Here is an 18,789-nt window from a genome sequence, read left to right on the forward strand (position 1 = left end):
AGACGCTCCGGCGACAAGGCGAGGGAAAGCGCTTTAAAAGCAAGGGCCGGGAAGTATCGCCCACGCAGCCGTTGCAAGGTCATGACAAAGGATTGAACGGAGTTTGCCATGACGTATCGAATCAGCGACCGGGCCGTTTCTTCAGGGACCGTCCATGCGATATGTTTCGTCGAGAAACTGTCGGGCAGCCCGAGCGGCGGGCAATGGAGAAATATGGTGAGCGGTAACGGGAACGCGGTGAGCGACGAGCGCGCCTGGCAGGCGGTCGAGGCGCGCGATCGCACGTTCGACGGGCGCTTCGTCACCGGCGTGCTGACCACGGGGATCTATTGTCGCCCGTCTTGCGCGGCGCGGCACCCCCGGCGTGAAAACGTGCGCTTCTTTGCGGACGCGGGCGCGGCGGAGCGGTTCGGCCTGCGCGCCTGCCTGCGCTGCCGACCGAACGACGTTTCGCGCGACGAGGAAGCCGTGGGCACGGCGCTGCGGATGCTGGATGCCGGCGAGGAGAAGGCGCCGGGTCTGGCCGAGCTGGCCGAGGCGGTCGGCTACAGTCCCACCCATTTTCAACGTGTGTTCAAGCGCGCGGTCGGCCTTTCACCTTCGGAATACCTGCGGGCGCGGCGCGTCGAGCGGGCGGGGGACGCGATGAGCGGCGGTGCCAGCGTGACCGAGGCGATCTACGAGGCCGGGTTCGGCGCGAGTTCGCGGTTCTACGAGGCCAGCGAAGGCAGGCTGGGCATGACACCGTCCGCCTGGCGCGATGGCGGGCGCGGGGTGACGATCCACTGGACGGTCGTAGCGACGAGCCTCGGGCAGATGCTGGTCGCGGCGACGGAGAAGGGCGTCTGCCGCCTCTCTTTCGAGGAAGGACTCGAGGAACTGGCCGCGCGGTTTCCTCAAGCGGACCTGATAGAGGGCGGCGAGGCGTTCGAGCGCCTGCTGGAAAGCGTCGTGGCGGCGGTCGAGCAGCCGGGGCAGTCGCGGGCGATCCCGCTCGATGTACAGGGCACGGCCTTTCAGGAGGCCGTCTGGCGCGAGTTGCAGCGCATTCCTCCCGGCGAGACCCGCAGTTATGCCCAGATCGCGGCGGCAGTCGGCAAGCCGGGCGCGGTGCGCGCGGCGGGCTCGGCCAACGGCGCAAACAACGTGGCAGTGCTGATTCCCTGCCACCGGGTGGTCCGTTCAGACGGTACCATCGGCGGCTACGCCTATGGCGAGGCGATCAAGCGGGAACTGCTGAAGCGCGAGCAGGGATAGCTCACACGAACGAATAAGGGTCGATGTCTATGTGCACCCGCACCCCGCGTGGGAACCGCAGCGGTTCCAGCCACTCCCGCAGCATCTTCTGCAATTCCGCCGAGCGCCGCGCATTGATGAGCAGGCGGAACCGGTGGCGTCCGCGCAGCAGCGAGAGCGGGGCGGGAGCCGGGCCGAGCACCAGCATGTCCGGATGGTTGGGCGCGGTGCCGCCGATGGCGCGGGCGGCGGCCTTGGCTTCGGCCTGATCTTCCGAGGAGACGATGATCGCCGCCCAGCGCCCGAAAGGCGGGGCATTGGCATCGCGCCTGGCCTCGATTTCGGCGGCATAGAAGGCATCGCGGTCTCCGGCGGCGAGCGCCGAGATCACCGAGGCTTCCGGATGCCGCGTCTGGATCAGCACTTCGCCGGGCTTCTCGCCGCGTCCGGCACGACCTGCCACCTGCGCGACCTGCTGATAGGTCCGCTCCGCCGCGCGCAAATCCCCGCCCTCGAGACCGAGATCCGCATCGACCACGCCCACGAGCGTCAGGTCGGGGAAGTGATAGCCCTTGGTGACGAGTTGGGTGCCGACGATCACGTCGATCGCCTTGCCTTCGGCCTTGGCGACGAATTCGCCGACCGCCTCGGCGGTGTTCATGGTGTCCGACGTGACGAGGGCGACGCGGGCCTCGGGCAGGATTTCGGCCACTTCGTCGGCAATCCGCTCGACGCCGGGGCCGCAGGCGACGAGGCAATCGCCGGTGCCGCATTCGGGGCAGGCCTCGGGTACCGGCACTTCATGGCCGCAGTGATGGCAGGCGAGGCGCTGCGAGAAGCGGTGCTCGACCAGCCAGGCCGTGCAGTTCGGGCACTGGAAGCGGTAGCCGCAGTGGCGGCAGAGCGTCAGCGGCGCATAGCCCCGGCGGTTGAGGAACAGCAGCGACTGTTCGCCGCGCGCCAGCCGTGCCTTCATCTCCTCGACGAGGCGCGGGGCGAGCCACTTGCCGCGCTCGGGGGCTTCCTGACGCAAGTCGAGGATCTTGATGTCGGGCAATTGCGCGCCGCCGAAGCGGGAGGGCAGATCAATCTTTCGATAGACCCCGGCTTCGGCAAGCTGCATCGATTCCAGCGCCGGGGTGGCGCTCGCCAGCACGACCGGGATCGCTTCGAACTTGGCGCGCATCACTGCCACGTCGCGGGCATTGTAGCGCACGCCGTCGTCCTGCTTGAACGAGATTTCGTGGGCCTCGTCGACGACGATCAGGCCGAGGCTCGCGTAAGGCAGGAACAGCGCCGAGCGGGCGCCGACCACCACTTGCGCCTCGCCCGCCCCGATCGCGCGCCAGGCGCGGCGACGCTCGCTGGACTTGAGCGAGGAGTGCCAGAGAATCGGCGGCACGCCGAAACGATGCTCGAAACGGCGCAGGAAGTTTTCGGTGAGCGCGATCTCGGGCAGCAACACGAGGACCTGCCGTCCTAGCCTAAGGGCCTCGGCCACGGCTTCGAAATAGGTCTCGGTCTTGCCCGAGCCGGTCACGCCGTCGAGCAGGAAGGGCGCGAACTTGTGGGCTTTTACCGCCTCCACGAAGATGTCGGCAGCGGCCTGCTGGCCTTCCGAAAGCGTGGGCTGGGCGTGCTCGGGCCGGGCAGGGGGATAGCGGCGGTCGAGATCGACGACGACCGGCTCCAGCAATCCGGCGCCGACCATCCCGCGCAGCACGCCTTCCGAGACCGAGGCCAGCTCGGCCAATTCCTTGATCGAGGCCTGTTCGCCCTGGAGTGCGTCGAGCGCGGCCGCACGCTGCGGGGTGAGGCGAGCGGGTTCCTGTCCGGTCAGGCGATACTCGGTGGTCGTGCCGCCGCCGCGCAGCGCCGCCATGCTGCCGAGCGCCATGCGCGCCACCGAGGACAGCGAGGCGCAGTAGTAGTCGGCGGTCCATTCGATCAGGCGGCGCAGGCGCTCGGGCAAGGGCGGGACTGGCAGTGCTTCCAGCAGTGGGCGCAGCTTGGATTCCGGCACGTCCTGCGCGCTCAGGCGATCGGGTTCCCAAACGATGCCCAGCACTTGCCGGGGGCCGAGCGGCGCAATCACAACGGAGCCGAATTCTATCGCCATGCCCTCAGGGACGCGGTAGTCGAGGACGCCAAGTGCGGCGTTGAAGACGAGGATTCGGACGCGTTTCATGTGGGTTGCATATAGGCACTGCTGCCTGGGGGCGTGAAGGAGTTGATGATGGTGAACTGGGGAACAGGGGATAATTCGGCAGTGGCGGCTGAGAATATGGGTGCGGATTGGAGCCGTCGCGGCGTTCTCATGGGCCTGCTCGCCACCGGGGTAATGATGCTTCCTGGCTGCTCCACGCTCGCCGGTTCGGGTTCTTCGGCCAGTGCGGATCCTGTCCGCCGCCTCATGCGCACCTCCTCCGAACGCGCCTTTGCGTGGCTCGGTCAGCCGGAGGGCTTCTGGACCAGCCCGGTCGCGCGTATCCCTATGCCGGTGCTGTTCGGGCGTCCGGGCAAGACCACCACCGGCGTCCTCAAGTCGAAGGCCTTCCGCGACAAACTCCAGTACCAGCTCAACCTCTTCGCCACGCCCGGCGCGCGCGCGGCGGGGCCGCTGGTGCTCAAGACCGTCCAGAGCGTGGCGATTCCCGATCCGGCCGAAGTGCTGACCGGGGGCAATACCGCGGCGACCACGCTGCTGCGACGCGCGATGGGCCCGGCGCTCGTCAACGCCATGATCCCCGAGATCGAGCGCGCCATCAGCGAGGCGCAGGACACCACGCTCAATCAGGCGATCGCCGCGCTCAAGGGCGTGACGGTGCAGGACACCGCCCATGCCCTCGCGCTCGATGCCGACAACGGCATCTGGTACGAGATCGGCGCGGCCGAGGCGGCGATCCGTCAGGACCCGGCGGAAACCGGCGACACGGTGCTGATCGGCGCGCTCAGGAAGGCCTGATTCGGCAGGGTAGCGGGAACGGGCGTGCTTCCCTATAGGGAGCGCCAGAATCGGCGGGCACCGAATGCCCGTCGGCAGCCCCGCACCACAGGAACCGCGCCATGAAGTTCTTCGTCGACACCGCCGACACCAACGACATCGCCGATCTCGCCGCCACCGGCCTGCTCGACGGCGTCACCACCAACCCCTCGCTGATCGCCAAGTCCGGCCGCGACTTCCTCGAAGTCACCAAGGAAATCTGCGGCCTCGTCGATGGCCCGGTCAGCGCCGAAGTCGTCGCGCTCGATCATGAAGGCATGATGCGCGAGGCTGAAATCCTCCGCAAGATCGCCGACAACGTCTGCATCAAGGTGCCGCTCACCATCGACGGCCTCAAGACCTGCAAGAAGCTGACCTCGGACGGCACGCTCGTCAACGTCACGCTCTGCTTCTCGGCCAATCAGGCCCTGCTCGCCGCCAAGGCTGGTGCCAGCTTCGTCTCGCCCTTCGTCGGCCGTCACGACGACAACGGCTTTGACGGCATGGATCTGATCCGCGACATCCGCCTGATCTATGACAACTACGCCTTCGAGACCGAGATCCTCGCCGCCTCGATCCGCCACCCCGTCCACGTCCTCGAATGCGCACGCATCGGCGCCGACGTCGCGACGATGCCGCCAGCGGTCATCAAGAACCTCGTGAAGCATGTCCTGACCGACAAGGGCATCGAAGGCTTCATGGCCGACTGGGCCAAGACCGGCCAGTCGCTCTGATAGAGATTGAGCCTTGCTTTCGGGATGACACCGGAAGCGAGGCTCGCTCATCCCGGCTTGCACCGGGCGGGCTAAGCCGCCATTGAGCGTGCCATGTCCGAAGAAACTCCCGTCGATCGCTTCAAGCTGGCCCTGACCGGCGCCTCGCGCGCCATTGCGCAGGACGCCGAAGTCGAGGTCAACTGGACCGCCGACGCTCCCAGCTCCACGGGCCAGACCTTCCGCGTGCCGATGCCCGGCCGCTCGATTCCGCAAGCGGCGGCCATGCAGGCGCGCGGCTATGCGGACAGCTTCGCGCTCCGCCTGAAGCACCACAACGACAAGCTGCACATGCGCAACGCCCCGGCCGATCCTTCGGCGCGGGCCTGCTACGACGCGGTCGAGACGGTGCGCTACGAGGCGCTCGGCGCCAACAGCTACGACGGGATGCGCGCGAACCTCGACGCTTCGCTGGAGGCGCGCATTGCCAGCGATCCGATCACCCGCGCGGACAGCCCCGACGGCGTGCCGATCCCGACCGCTCTGGCACTCCTGCTGCGCGAGCGTCTGACCGGCCAGCCCGTTCCCGAAACCGCCCAGTTCGGCGTCGACATGGTGCGGCGCTGGATCGAATCGAAGGCGAGCGACGATTTCGAGGCGCTCGCCGGTTCCCTCGAAGACCAGAAGGCCTTCCAGAAGCTCTCGCTCGACATGCTCATGCACCTGGAGATGACCCAGGCCGAAAAGATCGAGCAGCCGCCTGAAGAGTCCGAGGACATGGACGGCGACGACGAGACCGAGGAAGACGAGACCGGCGACGAGAGCGGCAAGGAGGAGCAATCCACCGAAATGGCCGCGGAACCTTCCAGCGGTCAGGACGAAGGCGAAAGCGAGGCCGAGGGCGAGAACTCGGACGAGATGGAAGACGGCGAAGAGGGCCAGGAAGGCGAGGAGGGCATGATGCCCGTCCGCCCGAACCGCCCCTGGACCGACATTCCCGACAGTTTCGACTACAAGGTCTTCACCGAGGCCTATGACGAGACCGTGGTTGCGTCAGAGCTTTGCGACGACGAAGAGCTGACCCGCCTGCGCGCCTATCTGGATGCGCAGCTCAAGGGGCTTCAGGGCGTCGTCACGCGGCTTGCCAACCGGCTCCAGCGCCGTCTCATGGCGCAGCAGAACCGCTCGTGGGACTTCGATCAGGAAGAAGGGCTGCTCGATGCGGCGAGGCTCGCCCGCGTGGTCGTTTCTCCCGGCCAGTCGCTGTCCTACAAGGTCGAGCGCGACGTGGAGTTCAAGGACACCGTCGTCACCCTGCTGCTCGACAATTCCGGATCGATGCGCGGCCGCCCGATCTCGATCGCGGCGATCAGCGCCGACGTGCTCGCCCGCACGCTGGAGCGCTGCGGCGTGAAGGTCGAGATCCTCGGCTTCACCACCCGCGCGTGGAAGGGTGGGCAGAGCCGCGAGTCCTGGCTGGCCGGCGGACGCCCACAACATCCCGGCCGTCTCAATGACTTGCGCCACATTATTTACAAGAAGGCTGATGAGCCGTGGCGCCGGGCACGCAAGAACCTCGGCCTGATGATGCGCGAAGGTCTGCTCAAGGAAAACATCGACGGCGAGGCGCTGCTCTGGGCACACAACCGTATGCTTGCCCGCCCCGAGGACCGGCGGATCATGATGGTGATCTCCGACGGCGCGCCGGTGGACGATTCGACGCTCTCGGTGAATTCGGCGGGTTATCTGGAAGCGCATCTGCGCCGGGTGATCGAATGGATCGAGGCGAAGTCGCCTGTCCAGCTCGTGGCGATCGGCATCGGTCATGACGTGACCCGCTACTACCGCCGCGCCGTGACGATCATGGACGCCGAGCAACTCGGCGGCACGATGATCGAGCAGCTTGCAGGGCTTTTCGAGGAAGAGTGATCGCTTTCGAGGGCTGGTGAACCGCCGGGCGCGTCGCTGATGGCTTGACTGCGCCCGGCTCCTGCCTAATTGCCCTGCGTCATGACCGAGACGCAAAGCATCCCGACGAACTTGGCGCTGTTCAACAGCCTGACCCGCCAGCTGGAGCCGTTCCAGCCCGTTCACGCCGGTGAGGCGCGGGTCTACAGCTGCGGGCCGACGGTCTACAATTACCCCCACATCGGCAATATGCGCGCCTATGTCTTCGCGGACATTCTCGGCCGGACGCTGAGCCACAAGGGCTACAGGCTCACCCACGTCATCAACATCACCGACGTCGGGCACCTGACCGACGACGCCGACGCAGGCGAGGACAAGATGGAGAAGATGGCGCGGACCCAGTCCCAGTCCATCTGGGACATCGCCGAACATTACACCCAGGCCTATTGGGCCGACATCAAGGCACTGAATATCCGTCAGCCGGCCAAGTGGTCGATCGCGACAGACTATGTGCCGCAGATGATAGAATTTGCCGAGAAGATCGCTCCAAGCCATTGCTATGAATTGGAAAGTGGTCTCTACTTCGACGTTTCCACCGTCGCCGACTATGGCCGCCTCGCACGCGCCGTGACCGATGAGGGCGAGGGCCGGATCGAGGCCGTCGAAGGCAAGCGCAATGCCGCCGACTTTGCCATCTGGCGCAAGACGCCTGGAGGCGAGAAGCGTCAGATGGAATGGGATTCGCCTTGGGGGCGGGGTGCTCCGGGCTGGCATCTCGAATGCTCGGTCATGTCCGGCGACCTGCTCGGATTCCCGTTCGACATCCATACCGGCGGCATCGATCACCGCGAGATCCATCACCCCAACGAGATCGCCCAGAACCAGGCGTTCTGCTGCAAGCCCGAAGATTCCTGCGGCCTCGACGTGGCCGCAAATTCCGGGGCCAAAGTATGGATGCACAACAATTTTCTGGTCGAACGCTCCGGCAAGATGAGCAAGTCGTCAGGCGAGTTCCTGCGGCTGCAACTCTTGATCGACAAGGGCTATCACCCGCTCGGCTACCGCATGATGTGCCTTCAGGCGCATTACCGCTCGGAACTTGAGTTCTCGTGGGAAGGCCTTGCCGCCGCGCTGGTGCGCCTCAAGCGCATGATTATCGTGGTGGAACGGCTCGGTGATGTGGAGGCGGGCGATGCCGGTCATCCCAAGCTCGCGCCCATGCTCGAAACTTTCGAGAAGGCGATCGGGGACGACCTCAACACCGCCGTCGCGCTGACCGCGCTGGAAGAGGTGCTGGCGGCCAAGAAGGTCGATCCCGCCGCCAAGCGCGCGGTTATCGAACGCATGGATGCCGTGCTCGGCCTCGACCTGTTCGGCACGAGCCGCGCCGACTTGCGCCTCCGTCCCAAGAGTGCCGCGATAACCGAAGCAGAGATCGAGGACGTGCTCGCCCGCCGCAAGGCTGCGCGTGCCGAGAAGGACTTCGCTACATCGGATGCCTTGCGCGACGAACTTGCCGTCAAGGGCGTCGAGGCGATGGACGGCGATCCGCTCGGTTGGGAATGGAAGCTCGGCTGACGGTGTGAGCGGAGCGGAAGCGCTCTTGCATTAAGCGCAGCTTCGAGAGTCTTGCAAAGCCGATGGGCTGTCCCGATCACGGGCAAAAGCCCTGAAACGGGGCGGCTGTCGGAGTTCGCCATGACCATCGCCGTTATTAACGCCAAGTCGCGTACCCTGCTGGAAGGGCACCTGCCCGAGGGCATCGAGCCGCTCTGGTACGAGGGTGGCGAGCAGCTTCTCGAACTGGCGCCGCGCGCCGAGATCGCCTGGCTGGATCCAGTGGCACCGGCTCTGGCTGCCGAGTTCATCGCTGCGGCTGACAATCTGCGCTGGTATACGGCGCTCTCTTCGGGCGTTGATTGGCTTCCCCTCTCGCTCATCGCGGAGCGCGGCATTCAACTGACCAACGGTTCGGGCATTCATGCCCAGTCGGTGGCGGAATATGTCCTGATGGGGATGCTTGCGGTCGCGAAGGGCTGGCGCGAGGTTGTGCGGGCACAGGATCGGCATGAGTGGCTGGCGCAGCCTCCGGGCAAGCGCGAACTTCTCGGTTCGAAAGTGCTGGTCGTCGGCGCAGGGGAGATCGGCGGGCGGATCGCGGAAATCCTGCGGGCGTTCGGTGCCGAAGTGACCGGCGTACGCCGCCGTCCGGGGCCGGGCGATCTCGGTTCGGACGACTGGCGCGGTCAGCTCGGCCGCTTCGACTGGGTGATCGCGATCGTTCCGTCCACCCCCGAGACCCAGCGCATGTTCGGCGAGGCGGAGTTTGCGGCGATGAAGCCGGGGGCGATCTTCCTCAACTTCGCGCGGGGGACGGTGATCGAGCAGGATGCATTGCTGGCGGCCATCGATTCGGGCCATCTTGGCGGCGCCTTCCTCGATGTGACCGAGCCGGAACCGCTGCCTGCGGATCATCCGCTATGGTCTCGCGAGAATGTCCATATCTCGATGCATCTGGCGGGGCGTGCGCAGGACAGCCTGTTCGAGCGGGGGGCAGCGCGCTTTCTTGCCAATCTGGAGCATTTCGTGCGCGGCGAGCCGTTGGAGCACCGCGTCGATCTTTCGCAAGGCTATTGAACGAAAAGGCAGGGCTTTTGCCCTGCCTTTTCTACTTGCCGATCAGCACTCTTCCAGCAGCAGCAGTTCGAGTTCCAGCCTGAGGCAGGGCGGCGGTCCGGCCTGGTGATCGGCCTCGGAGACGGATGCATCCGCAACCAGTTGGCGGGGAATGGCGAACTCGTGCTCGGGCAGGGCTTCGATCAGGCGTTCGCCGTCGGCAATGGCATCCTTGTCGGTGAAGGCGAGGGCGATGCTATGGCGAGACCCGGAGAATGTCGCGCTGTTCCAGGGGCGTTCCGCATGGCGCAGGAATTCGGCGCGCGGACCGGCGAGTTTCAGGATTTCCGCCAGAAGCAGCAGCCAGGGTCCTCGTGAAAAAGTCCCCTGACAGGCGTCGCCCACGGCCTTTCGAGCCGACTGGAGCATCGAGCGGTCGTGGGCAAAGTTAACGTGCATGTAGGCTCTCCAGGTAAGTCGTCATGAAAAGTCGGATGCGGGAGGCGGTTGGCGCGCGGGGACTGCGTCCGCCGCGCAGATCGCCGACGAATCGCGGGTCCTGCGCGGCGAGGCGGCCGAACTTCGTCCACGGCATCCCGGTCAGGCGCAGGAAGCGCTCTATCTGGAGTAGAAGCATGGGACGCGTGGCTCCGGCGGCGAGGGAATCGCGATTTGTGTTCTTACTATGTTCTCATTGCGTAGGGCTTGTCTAGGAAATTTCCTACGAGTAAGGTTACAAGATGGAAAACGCCGAAATCCGTCGTCGCCTGCTGGAACTCGCCGAGGAACGCGGCGCGAGCCTTTCTTCACTTTCTAGAATGATTGGAAAGAATACAACGTATCTTCAGCAATTCATTAGAAAAGGTAGTCCGAAGAAGCTGGAAGAAGGCGATCGCGGAATGTTGGCGCGGTTTTTCGGAGTCGACGAATCGGAATTCGGGAAAGTGGCGGAATTCGGCGTGTCGAAGGAAAAATCCTATGATCTCGGTCGTAATTCCTACGCGGGCGACTGGGTGGACGTTCCGCGTCTGGCGGTGGGGGCCTCCGCGGGACCGGGAGCCTTGCCGGACGGTGAGGAAGTGTTCGGAACGATCCGGTTTTCGCCGCGATGGCTCCGTTCCATGGGACTGCGACCGGAAATGCTCTCGGCCATCGTTGTCAGCGGCGATTCGATGGAGCCGGTGTTGCGCGACGGCGACGAAATTCTGGTCGACCGGGACTGGCGTCCGCTGCGCGACGGTATCCATGTCGTCCGGCTCGACGATACGGTTCTCGTGAAGCGCCTGGAATCCGGGCGAGCAGGGCGGATTGCGCTGCTCAGCGACAATCCGGCCTATCGCCCGATCGAATGCGCGCTCGAAGAAATCGAGGTGATCGGGAGGGTCGTCTGGAAGGGCGGGCGAATCTGACCGACTAGGGGCAAGGTTGCATTCCTCCCGGCTTCCCGCCATTTCCGGAAGCATGAGCGAAAACCCAGAGCAGCAGCCGATGCGCGTCGGCATCATTCCCGTTACGCCGCTTCAGCAGAACTGCTCGCTGATATGGTGCACCAAGACCATGCGCGGCGCTTTCGTCGATCCGGGCGGGGACTTGCCGAAGCTGCGCCAGGCGCTGGAGAAGACCGGCGTGACGCTGGAGAAGATCCTCGTGACACACGGGCATCTCGATCACTGTGGAATGGCCGGCATCTTCGCGAAAGAGATGGGCGTTCCTATCGAAGGCCCGCAGGAAGAAGACCGTTTCTGGATCGCCCAGCTCAACGACGACGGCCCGCGCTGGAACATGGAGGCGCATACTTTCGAGCCGAACCGCTGGCTGGAGGATGGCGACAAGGTGACGGTGGGCGAACTGGAGCTCGATGTCGTCCATTGCCCGGGACACACGCCGGGCCATGTCGTATTCCACCACGCGCCCAGCAAGTTCGCGATGGTGGGGGACGTGCTGTTCCAGGGCGGCATCGGCCGCTGGGATTTTCCGCGCGGCAATCTGGAGGATCTCGTCGATTCGATCACCGGCAAGCTCTGGCCGCTGGGTGACGATGTGACGTTCGTGCCTGGACACGGGCCGATAAGCACGTTCGGGGACGAGCGGCGGACGAATCCCTATGTCGGCGATGCGGCGCTGGAACGGGGACTTCCTGCCTGAGTCGCTGCGCTGCAGTGCTATAAGGAAAGGGCGGTGCCGTCAGCGCCGCCCTTTTCGATTCTCAGAACCGTCCAAGCGCGATCAGCACGGCCACTGCGGCGAGACCGAGCAGGGTGAGTACGGTAAGGAGGACGCCGACGATCCGCAGCGGATTGGGCCTGTCGATGTCCATGCCGAAGGCATGGGCGACGCGACCGAGCATGAACAGCGAGCCGGCAATCGCCAGCCATGCGCCGCCTTTACCGGTCATCTCGATGGCTCCGGCCAGGATCAGCACGAAAGGCGTGCTTTCGACGAAATTGAGCTGGGCGCGCATACGGCGCGACAGCAGGTCGTGTCCGCCGTCCCCGAACAGCACTTTTTCTTTCATGCGGATCTGGGCGATCCGTACTATATGCCAAAAGGTGATTACGCCCGCCGCCGCCGCGAGGCACAAAGTTGTCTGTAGAATCATGGATCGATTTCCCCCTGGGTGAATTTCGCTTTCATGCGGCGCAGAGGAACGGGTTGCAACTCGTGCGAAATGGGTTATAGGCGCGCCTTCGCAAGCCGCCGGTCCGCGAATACGGTTTCCGGCGGCCTTTTTGACATTCAATTCCAGGAACAGGTGCCGAAATGGCTGTCCCTAAAAGAAAGACCACCCCCTCCCGCCGTGGCATGCGTCGTAGCCACGACGCGCTGAAGGTCGAGGCTTTCCACGAGTGCCCGAACTGCGGCGAGCTGAAGCGCCCCCACAACCTCTGCAACGCTTGCGGCCACTACAACGGTCGTGAGATCGTCGCGGTCGAAATCTAAGACCAAGACGATTTTCGGAGGTTGCCCATGAGTCTGCCGCGTATCGCTATCGATGCGATGGGCGGCGACGAGGGCGTGCGCGTCATGATTGAAGGCGCTGCTCTCGCGCGCCGTCGTCACGATCGCTTCAAGTTCCTGCTGGTCGGTGATGAGCCGCGGATCAAGGCCGCGCTCGAGAACCATCCGAATCTCAGGGCAAGTTCCGAGATCCTGCATACTGATGGCGTCATCAGTGGCGAGGACAAGCCCAGTCAGGCCTTGCGCCGGGCCAAGGGCACCTCGATGGGACGCGCTATCGAGGCGGTGAAGGCGGGTGACGCCGGAGCCGCCGTCAGTGCCGGCAATACCGGCGCGCTGATGGCGATTTCCAAGCTTGCGCTGCGCACGATGCCCGGCATCGATCGCCCGGCGCTGGCCGCTCTGCTGCCGACGCTGGAAGATCATGACCTCGTCATGCTCGACCTCGGTGCCAATGCCGAGTGCGATGCGCGCAATCTCGTGCAGTTCGCGATCATGGGCGCTGCCTATGCCCGCGTCGCTACGGGGCGCGATCAGCCGCGCGTCCGCTTGCTTAATATCGGTACCGAGGAAACCAAGGGCACCGAGGACCTGCGTGAAGCAGCGGCAATGCTCAAGGCATCGGCCGCCGATCTGTCGATCTCCTTCGACGGGTTCACGGAGGCTGACAAGCTCGGCCGCGGCGATATGGATGTCGTTGTCACCGACGGTTTTTCCGGCAACGTCGCGCTCAAGGCCGTGGAAGGCACTGCCCGTTTCGTGGCTGACCTGCTGCGGCGCGGTTTCAGCAGTTCCCTTCGCTCGAAGATCGGATTCCTGATCTCGAAACCGGCGACCGAGCTGCTCAAGTACCATCTCGATCCCAATAATCATAACGGCGCGGTTTTCCTGGGCCTCAACGGCATCGTGGTGAAGAGCCATGGCGGTGCGAATGCCGCCGGCGTCGCCAATGCCGTGGCGGTTACCGCCCGCCTCCTGGAGGAAAACGTGACCGAGCGGATCTCTGCCGACCTCGCCCGCCTAGGCGGGACGTCTCTGCGCAAGCCCCGCGTCCAGCAAGAGAGCGCCTGATGCTTCGTTCGGTTCTCGTCGGCACGGGCTCTGCCTTGCCGCGTCGTTCGGTCAGCAATGCCGAACTGGCCGAGAAAGTCGATACCAGCGACGAGTGGATCGTCGAGCGTACCGGCATCTCCAATCGTTATATCGCCGCGCCGGACGAGACGACGTCCAGCCTGGCGACCGATGCCGCGCGCAAGGCGATCGAGGCTGCCGGTTTCGAGGCTTCGTCGATCGACCTGATCGTGCTGGCGACTGCCACGCCGGACCAGACTTTCCCGGCCACGGCCACGATCGTCCAGAACAATCTCGGCTGCCGGGGTTGCATCGCTTTCGACGTGGCAGCGGTTTGCTCCGGCTTCCTCTATGCGGTCGGTGTTGCCGATTCGATGCTGCGTTCCGGCATGGCCAAGCGCGCACTGGTGATCGGTTCGGAAACGTTCAGCCGTATTCTCGACTGGGAAGATCGGACCACGTGCGTTCTGTTCGGCGACGGGGCCGGTGCGATCGTGCTCGAAGCGCAGGAACAGGGCGAGGAAGCGCCGCGCGGTGTGCTTGCCACGCGCCTCCATGCCGACGGCGCGCATAACCAGCTACTCTACGTCGACGGCGGCCCATCCACAACCGGGACGGTCGGCAAGCTGCGCATGAAGGGCCGCGAAGTCTTCCGCCACGCGGTCGTCAACCTGGCCGACGTTCTCAAGGAAGTGCTTGAGAAAACGGGACATTCGCCCGAGGATATCGACTGGCTGGTGCCCCATCAGGCCAATGCCCGCATCCTCGATGCGACCGCGCGCAAGCTCAATCTGCCTGCCGAAAAGGTTGTGATGACCGTTGGCCAGCATGCCAATACCTCAGCCGCCTCGGTGCCGCTGGCGCTCGATCAGGCCGTCCGGGATGGACGCATTCTCGAGGGCGACCTCGTGGTGCTGGAAGCGATGGGCGGCGGCTTTACCTGGGGTGCCAGCGTTATCCGCATCTGATTTTCGCCCCATTGCGGAACATCGGCGAAACACTTGCCGGGAACCATTGCTTTTCCCACATATTTTCATAATATTGTTGGAAGGGGGGTTGTCGCAGGAGGGGATGCGGGACTTATGCGCTCCACGGACACGTTGACCAGGGCGGAAATCGCTGAAGCCATCCACAGGAAGCTCGGTCTGTCCAGATCCGAGTCGCTTGCGATGGTGGAAACTATATTGCAGCATATGTCTGACGCCCTCGCAGAGGGGGAGAACGTCAAGATTTCGGGATTCGGAACTTTCCTTCTTCGCGACAAAGGCGAGCGGGTCGGCCGAAATCCGAAAACCGGCGTGGAAGTGCCTATCACTCCGCGCAGGGTCATGACGTTTCGGGCCAGCCAGATGCTGAAGGATCGCATTACCGGCTGATCCGGATTCGGCATCAAGTCGGTAATACGGAGAATTCAGGAATGACGGATTCCATCTTCAACGATGGGAAGGCGCCGGACGCGCTTCGCACGATTGGTGAAGTGACGAAGGCGCTCGGCATTCGCCAGCATGTGCTGCGTTATTGGGAAGAGCAGTTTCCTGCGCTTCAGCCAATCAAACGCAGCGGCAACCGTCGCTATTACCGGCCTGAAGATGTCGCGCTGATCGCGGGCATCGACAGGCTGGTCAATCGCGAGGGCTATACCTTGCGCGGTGCACGCATGGCGCTGGAAGGCAACGAGCCGACTGCGATCGTCGTCGCCAGTGTCGCTGAACCCGCGCCTGCGGTTCTGCCGGATTTCGTGGAACAGCAATTGCGGCGGATTCGCGGGCGACTGGCCGACGCGCTCGCGGAGGCCTGATTCGAAACCGGCGCGATTTCAGTCGAGAGGCGTAGGCCCCAGTTCGGGGTCGAGGTCGCGCGGGCGCTTCAGATGGACGAGGCGGCCGCCGTTCTCGGCGATCTGGTCCCAGGATTCGATGTCGAGTTCGATCACCGCATAAGCGGCGGTCGGGAACTTCTCCTCCACCATGTCGCGCATGGGGCTGCTGCCGTCGTCGGGCACGAGATCGAAGATCAGGTCTTCGAGGCCGGGATTGTGGCCCACCAGCATGATCGAGCGCGGATCGCCGGACTGTTCGCGCAGCAGATCGAGCAAGGTGGCCGAACTTGCGAGATAGATCCGCCGGTCCCAGGTGACGGGCGGCATTTCGCCCGCGGCCTCTCCGGCCAGTTCCAACGTCTGGGTGACGCGGACGGCGGGCGAGGCGAGCACGCGCTTCCAGCCCATTGCATGATCGCGGATATGCAGCCCCATCAAGGCCGCGCCCTTGCGTCCGCGCTTGTTGAGCGGGCGGTCGAAGTCCCGCAGGCGGGCATCGTGCCAGTCGGACTTGGCGTGGCGGAAGATTCCAAGCGTTTTCATGCAAGCCCTTAGAGCATTTTCTAATCGGGTGGAATCACCCGATGATTCGGAAAATGCGACAAATCAAAAGTCTAGAGCAGTTGATCCGATGCAATCGGATCGGAAACCGCTCTAAGTGGCGATACTCAGGCGTCCGGCGCGAGCGGCGAAGCCGATGACTGTGCTGTCGCGCCCGGTCTTTCACCTTCCCCTGAACCATTCCAGGCGACGCGATGCAAGGCCTCCTCCAGCGAAATGCGAAGAACCGGGGTTCCGGCGGGAAAGGCGCTGAGCAGGCGCGACGGGAATGCCGAGGACAGCACCACGAAATGGCCGCGATCGCCCTTGCTGCGGATCAGACGCCCGAAAGCCTGCGCCAGCTTGGCGCGGATCAGGCCGTCGTCATAGACCGAGCCGCCGCCGGCCACGCGCCGGGCGCGGTGGAGAATGGTCGGGCGCGGCCAGGGCACCTGCTCCATGACGACGAGGCGCAGCGATTCGCCGGGAACGTCCGCGCCGTCTCGAAGGGCGTCGGTGCCGAGAAGCGAGGCGGCGGGGTCGTCGCGGAAGATGTCGACCAGAGTGCCGGTGTCGATCGGATCGACGTGCTGGGCGTAGAGCGGCAAACCGCCGCGGGCGAGGCGGTCGGCAATGCGGCCGTAGACCGCGCGCAGGCGGCGAATGGCGGTGAACAGGCCGAGCACGCCGCCACCAGCGGCCTCGATCAGCCGTCCATAGGCGCCCGCGAGCGCCGGAATGTCGCCGCGTGGCACGTCGGTGACGATCAGCACTTCGGCCTGGTTGGCATAGTCGAAGGGGCTGAGGTGTTCGGAGAGCTTGGGCGCGACGTCGATATGGTTGACGCCGGAGCGGGCGATGGCCTTGTCCCAGCTTTCGCCGTCACGCAGCGTCGCCGAGGTCATGACAACGCCGTGGGCGGGTTCGAGCACGGTGCTGGCGAAAGGCTTCATCGGGTCCAGCCAGTGGCGATGGATGCCGACATCGTATTCGCGCGCTTCGGAGCGGTCGAGCGCCAGCCAGTCCACGAATTCCGGATCGGCGGGGCCGCCGAGGCGTCCCAGCATGGCCTCCCAGGCGAGCAGGATATCGACGCGCCAGCCCAGCGACTGGCGTGCGCCTTCGATGCGGGCACGGCCCGGCCCGTCGAGCCAGTCCGGCCCGTCCTCCAGCAGGGCTTCCAGCCTTAGTCCCAGTCGGACGAGGGGCTGGCGCAGTTCGCCCAAGGCCTCGCGGGCGGCCTCGGCCGCTTCGACGAAGGAGCCTTCGAGGCCTGCCGCTTCGGTCTCCAGTCCGTAGCCCGCTTCCTGACCGCCGCTTTCGTCGCGCGCGTAGACGGCGGCGCGCACGGCCGCGAGCAGCTCCTCGATCGGACCGGAAGGCTCGCCTTCGGTCAGGCGCTGCATCCAGCCGTCGCCGGGCAGGGCTTCGGCGGCGGCGCGGGCGGCATTGATTGCCTTGGCGCCAGCTTCGTCATAGCTGGCGACATCGGCGAGGCGAGCGGACAGGCCGCGTCGCCTGCCGCGCGAGTTCTTCTCCGGGCCGATCACCCAGCGGCGCAGTTCGATCGCCTCGGTGCCGGTGAGGGCGGCGGCGAATGTCGAATCGGCGGCATCGAAGACGTGGTGGCCTTCGTCGAAGACGATGCGGGTCGGCCGGGCGGCATGGTCGCGGCCGCGCGCGGCGTTGATCATCACCAGCGCATGGTTGCCGATCACCAGGTCTGCCCCGGCACTGGCGCGGGCGGCGCGCTCGATGAAGCATTTCCGATAGTGCGGGCAACCGGCATAGACGCATTCGCCGCGCCGGTCGGTAAGCGCCGTGATGCCGCGTTGCCGGAACAGGGTGCCGAGCCAGCCGGGCAGGTCGCCGCCTATCATGTCGCCGTCCTGCGAATAGGCGGCCCAGCGCGCTACGAGCTGTGCCATGATCGCCGGGCGTCCGGTGAACCCGCCTTGCAGGGCGTCTTCCAGATTGAGCAGGCAGAGGTAATTCTCGCGCCCCTTGCGCACGACGACGGGCGGGGTGCCGTCCGTGCGGCGTTCCGGCCAGGCGCGGCGGCTTTCCTTGCGAAGCTGGCGTTGCAGCGCCTTGGTATATGTCGAAACCCAGGTGGTGCCGCCCGAAAGTCCGCTCCAAAGCGAGGCGGGGGCGAGATAGCCCAATGTCTTGCCGATCCCGGTGCCCGCCTGCGCCAGCACGACATGCGGACGCCCTGATGACTTGCGCGGCGCGAATGCGGCGGCGGCCTCGGCGGCATAGGCCTGCTGCGAGGGGCGCTGTTCGGCGCTGCTGCCGGTCAGCTGTGCGAGGCGCTGGAGCACCTCGTCCTTTTCGAGGACGATCTGCCGGGGCTGCGGCAGTTCGGTGCTTTCCTCCCATTCCGGCAGCTTGCTGAACAGCCAGCGCTCGGCGCGCTCGGGCTTGGCGATGCGCGGGCCGAGCAGGCTGGCCCAGGGCCAGCGCATCCGCACGAGCGACTGCAGCGAGGTCCAGGCGCCTTCGCGCTCGGACCAGGTCGGGCTTTCGCAGATATCGAGCAGGGCACCCGCAGCCTCCTGGAGCAGGCGGGGCACATCGGCATCGTCTTGCGGCACGTCGAGGTCGAGCGCCTGGGCGAGGCCTTTCGGCGTCGGCACGACGAAGCGGGCCGGATGCACGAAAGCGTAGAGTTCGAGCAGATCGAGGCCGGACAGGTCCGGGTAGCCGAGGCGCGTCGCCACCAGCGGGGCGTTGAGGATCAGCAGCGGCGTATCGGCCGCCGTCGTGACCGATTCGCCCTTCGAAACCGGGCGCGTATTGCCCGATCCGTCGCGGAGCCAGGAACCGCCATGGCTGGCGTGGAGGGCAGGAATGGGCAGGGCAGCCATGGCCCCGGTCTTAGGCAAGGCGCGGACAAAAGGGAAACCCTGCAGGCTTAGCTTCCGTCGAAAACCGGTGCTTCG

19 protein-coding genes are annotated in these 18,789 nt (G+C 65.3%); 13 read left to right on the forward strand and 6 right to left on the reverse strand.

The window, feature by feature from the left end; genetic code table 11:
- Window positions 1-213: 213 nt before the first annotated feature.
- Window positions 214-1,257 (forward strand): bifunctional DNA-binding transcriptional regulator/O6-methylguanine-DNA methyltransferase Ada, encoded by a 1,044-nt coding sequence (gene ada / locus AC4D6D_RS08640; RefSeq protein ID WP_491327225.1) that lies wholly within the window; start codon window positions 214-216, stop codon window positions 1,255-1,257.
- A gap of 1 nt (window position 1,258) precedes the next feature.
- Here ada and AC4D6D_RS08645 read toward each other — a convergent pair whose 3' ends face one another.
- Window positions 1,259-3,424, reverse strand: coding sequence for a primosomal protein N' (locus AC4D6D_RS08645; protein WP_491324957.1), 2,166 nt, complete (start codon window positions 3,422-3,424; stop codon window positions 1,259-1,261).
- Window positions 3,425-3,505: 81 nt separating this feature from the next.
- Here AC4D6D_RS08645 and AC4D6D_RS08650 point away from each other — a divergent pair, with 81 nt between their 5' ends.
- The 5 genes from AC4D6D_RS08650 (at window position 3,506) to AC4D6D_RS08670 (ending at window position 9,477) form a co-directional block, all read left to right on the forward strand.
- Complete coding sequence (locus AC4D6D_RS08650; protein WP_491324958.1) at window positions 3,506-4,201, forward strand: DUF4197 domain-containing protein; 696 nt, start codon at window positions 3,506-3,508, stop codon at window positions 4,199-4,201.
- Between the two features lie 101 nt (window positions 4,202-4,302).
- Window positions 4,303-4,953, forward strand: coding sequence for a fructose-6-phosphate aldolase (gene fsa, locus AC4D6D_RS08655; RefSeq protein WP_132263009.1), 651 nt, complete (start codon window positions 4,303-4,305; stop codon window positions 4,951-4,953).
- A gap of 93 nt (window positions 4,954-5,046) precedes the next feature.
- A complete protein-coding gene (gene cobT / locus AC4D6D_RS08660) occupies window positions 5,047-6,861 on the forward strand; it encodes a cobaltochelatase subunit CobT (protein WP_491324959.1) in 1,815 nt (604 codons plus the stop codon).
- Between the two features lie 81 nt (window positions 6,862-6,942).
- A complete protein-coding gene (gene cysS, locus AC4D6D_RS08665; protein WP_491324960.1) occupies window positions 6,943-8,418 on the forward strand; it encodes a cysteine--tRNA ligase in 1,476 nt (491 codons plus the stop codon).
- A gap of 120 nt (window positions 8,419-8,538) precedes the next feature.
- Window positions 8,539-9,477 carry a D-2-hydroxyacid dehydrogenase gene (locus tag AC4D6D_RS08670; protein ID WP_491324961.1) on the forward strand — a complete coding sequence of 313 codons (939 nt, stop codon included), beginning with the start codon at window positions 8,539-8,541 and terminating at the stop codon, window positions 9,475-9,477.
- Window positions 9,478-9,519: 42 nt separating this feature from the next.
- Here AC4D6D_RS08670 and AC4D6D_RS08675 read toward each other — a convergent pair whose 3' ends face one another.
- Both AC4D6D_RS08675 and AC4D6D_RS08680 read right to left on the reverse strand, forming a co-directional pair.
- Entirely contained in the window at window positions 9,520-9,915 is a 396-nt protein-coding gene (locus AC4D6D_RS08675) for a hypothetical protein (RefSeq protein WP_491324962.1), read from the reverse strand.
- Window positions 9,905-10,093: a hypothetical protein gene (locus tag AC4D6D_RS08680; protein ID WP_147219659.1), complete on the reverse strand. Its 189-nt coding sequence runs from the start codon at window positions 10,091-10,093 to the stop codon at window positions 9,905-9,907. The genes AC4D6D_RS08675 and AC4D6D_RS08680 overlap by 11 nt, the downstream gene beginning before the upstream one ends.
- Window positions 10,094-10,196: 103 nt before the next feature.
- On the opposite strand from AC4D6D_RS08680, the gene AC4D6D_RS08685 reads away from it, so the two are divergent.
- On the forward strand, window positions 10,197-10,865 hold the full coding sequence (locus tag AC4D6D_RS08685; protein WP_491324963.1) for a S24 family peptidase: 669 nt from the start codon (window positions 10,197-10,199) through the stop codon (window positions 10,863-10,865).
- A 52-nt stretch (window positions 10,866-10,917) separates the two neighbouring features.
- A complete protein-coding gene (locus tag AC4D6D_RS08690; RefSeq protein ID WP_147219657.1) occupies window positions 10,918-11,601 on the forward strand; it encodes an MBL fold metallo-hydrolase in 684 nt (227 codons plus the stop codon).
- 61 nt (window positions 11,602-11,662) lie between these two features.
- On the opposite strand, the gene AC4D6D_RS08695 is transcribed toward AC4D6D_RS08690, so the two are convergent.
- Complete coding sequence (locus tag AC4D6D_RS08695; RefSeq protein ID WP_491324964.1) at window positions 11,663-12,055, reverse strand: MAPEG family protein; 393 nt, start codon at window positions 12,053-12,055, stop codon at window positions 11,663-11,665.
- A 161-nt stretch (window positions 12,056-12,216) separates the two neighbouring features.
- Here AC4D6D_RS08695 and rpmF point away from each other — a divergent pair, with 161 nt between their 5' ends.
- From rpmF to AC4D6D_RS08720, 5 genes are all read left to right on the forward strand, one after another.
- Window positions 12,217-12,396 carry a 50S ribosomal protein L32 gene (gene rpmF, locus AC4D6D_RS08700; protein WP_013833797.1) on the forward strand — a complete coding sequence of 60 codons (180 nt, stop codon included), beginning with the start codon at window positions 12,217-12,219 and terminating at the stop codon, window positions 12,394-12,396.
- Window positions 12,397-12,423: 27 nt separating this feature from the next.
- Entirely contained in the window at window positions 12,424-13,485 is a 1,062-nt protein-coding gene (plsX, locus tag AC4D6D_RS08705) for a phosphate acyltransferase PlsX (protein WP_491324965.1), read from the forward strand.
- Window positions 13,485-14,453 (forward strand): beta-ketoacyl-ACP synthase III, encoded by a 969-nt coding sequence (locus AC4D6D_RS08710; RefSeq protein WP_491324966.1) that lies wholly within the window; start codon window positions 13,485-13,487, stop codon window positions 14,451-14,453. Before plsX ends, AC4D6D_RS08710 begins: the two co-directional genes overlap by 1 nt.
- A 114-nt stretch (window positions 14,454-14,567) precedes the next feature.
- Entirely contained in the window at window positions 14,568-14,861 is a 294-nt protein-coding gene (locus tag AC4D6D_RS08715; RefSeq protein WP_147219653.1) for an integration host factor subunit alpha, read from the forward strand.
- A gap of 41 nt (window positions 14,862-14,902) precedes the next feature.
- A complete protein-coding gene (locus AC4D6D_RS08720) occupies window positions 14,903-15,283 on the forward strand; it encodes a MerR family transcriptional regulator (RefSeq protein ID WP_491324967.1) in 381 nt (126 codons plus the stop codon).
- An 18-nt stretch (window positions 15,284-15,301) separates the two neighbouring features.
- Here the strand turns inward: AC4D6D_RS08720 and AC4D6D_RS08725 are convergent, their stop codons facing one another.
- Both AC4D6D_RS08725 and AC4D6D_RS08730 read right to left on the reverse strand, forming a co-directional pair.
- Window positions 15,302-15,847, reverse strand: coding sequence for a SixA phosphatase family protein (locus AC4D6D_RS08725; RefSeq protein WP_147219651.1), 546 nt, complete (start codon window positions 15,845-15,847; stop codon window positions 15,302-15,304).
- A gap of 125 nt (window positions 15,848-15,972) precedes the next feature.
- Complete coding sequence (locus AC4D6D_RS08730; RefSeq protein ID WP_491324968.1) at window positions 15,973-18,714, reverse strand: ATP-dependent DNA helicase; 2,742 nt, start codon at window positions 18,712-18,714, stop codon at window positions 15,973-15,975.
- Window positions 18,715-18,789 lie beyond the last annotated feature (75 nt).

This window comes from Novosphingobium sp. BF6 (genome assembly GCF_058273105.1).